At 71.0% G+C, this 1,813-nt stretch carries 1 pseudogene; it reads right to left on the reverse strand.

The features are described from left to right. Positions 1 to 1,017, reverse strand: a pseudogene (locus ACY45C_RS17675) (hypothetical protein); the annotation flags it as partial. Positions 1,018 to 1,813 lie beyond the last annotated feature (796 nt).

The raw sequence follows: 1,813 nt of genomic DNA on the forward strand, positions 1-1,813 counted from the left end.
TTCCCAGCTGTCTTCCTCCAGGATCACCCGTAGTTTCTGGTAGATGGCCAGGTAGTCGGACGTCGGGCGCCGCATCGCGTTCGCGAGGACCGTGATCACCTGGCTGGCGGCCAGGGTCATCGGCTCGGGCGGCGGAGGGGGCAACGGGACTGTCGGGGCGGCCCGCTCCGGTTCGGGGGTCGACGCGTCCGCTGCCCCAGTGGTCTCGTCCGTCAGGACGCGTGGCTCGTCCGTCACAGCCCCGCGGGTGGCGGGATCGACGGTGCCCACGGCCGGGGCCGGTTGGGTGTCGCCGTCCGGTCGGGTGTCACCCGGCTCCGGCTGCTCTGAACGGGCGGTGTCCGGATCATCCGAACCGGCGGTGTCCGGGCGGTCCGGGCGGTCGGCGCCCCTCGAGGGGGCGAGGTTGACCGCCGGGCTGGCGGTACCAGGCGAGCCATCGCTCGCCACGGACGCCATCGCCCGGGAACGACGGCCGACCGCAGACGCCGTCCGCATACCGACCCGGCTACGGCGACCGCCGCGGCGCCGACGGGCGGGCGCGGCCGAGGCTGCGGTTGCCGAGCCGGCCTCCGATGCCGCCGGGGCCGATGCCGCCGACGAGGAGGCGACGTCGGCCTCGACCAAGCGGACCTCACCTGCCCGCACGGCGGCCTCGGGGATGCTCAGGGCTAACCGCGTCGTCCTGCCGGCCGCGGGCCGGGCCACCGTCGCCAACCAGCCCTGGTTGCGCAGCCTGGTGATCTGGCGCTGCACGTGGGTCCGGCTGTAACCGGTCTCCGCGACCAGGGTGACCAGGCCGGGGGCGCTCACCGCGGCACCGGCGGGCGCCGCCGGCGGAACCTCGGCGACGTGGCTCGCCAGCGTCAACGCGACCAGCTTCGCCGCCGACGGCAGGGCCGCCCGCAGCACCGCCCGCTGCCATCCCCCGCGATCGGACACCAGCGTGCCCGACTCCTGCGCACGGACCAGAACCAGAGCACCGGGGAGGGCAAGCTGGGTCACGGCCGACGCCACGTGCCTCCCTTCCTCGGCGGGGTCACTCGAAGCTGACGGACTGCGCCCGCCCGAGCGGATCAGGGCAGGTTGCCCGGGGATCATGCCGACCTGGACGGGTTCGGTGAGTCGGGGACCGGTCGACGTCTGTCCAGGCACGGTACTCCGTGCCTGGACGGGAGGCTCCTGGGGAGGGCCACCACATTCACATGAAGAGGACATGACTTCATCACCCTCGTTGGGGATTCGTGGTGCGACAGACGCATCAAACATCGCGCGACTGACGCAAAGCAAAAGATGGGGCCGGCGGCCACGAAAAGGCCACACCGGGCCATCCTGAAAGACCTCCCGAGCAGTTCCTCTCCCTGCCTTCAACCTCATCTGGTGACACCAGAACCAGATTTTGAATCCGTCATCTTCAAATTCTTATTACTGCGTCACCTGGCGGGACGGCATCCCCGGGGAGGAGGACCCGGCGGGGTGGAGGATCCCCCCTCCATCGCGCCGGAGGGATGGCCGGCGCGGTGACCGCGCCCGGGTACGCCCTGCCCACGGCACGTGCGGAGGAGAGTCCGGGCGCGCTCACCGGTTGAACCAGCCCACCGGTAGCCGGAACGACGACGGGACTCGGCGCACAAGAAAAATCGCCGGGAACCGGAACACCGGGAGAAACCGGACCGCCCGGTCACGGCATTCTTCGTCCTTGCCCGGCGAGGCCGGACGGGAACAGCCACCTCACCAGATCGACCCGCCGCCACACAACGGAAGCCAACCACCGTCGCCGACGACAGGGATCGTGGATCTCCATGGTCGTACC

The sequence above is a fragment of the Frankia sp. CcWB2 genome (assembly GCF_977927585.1).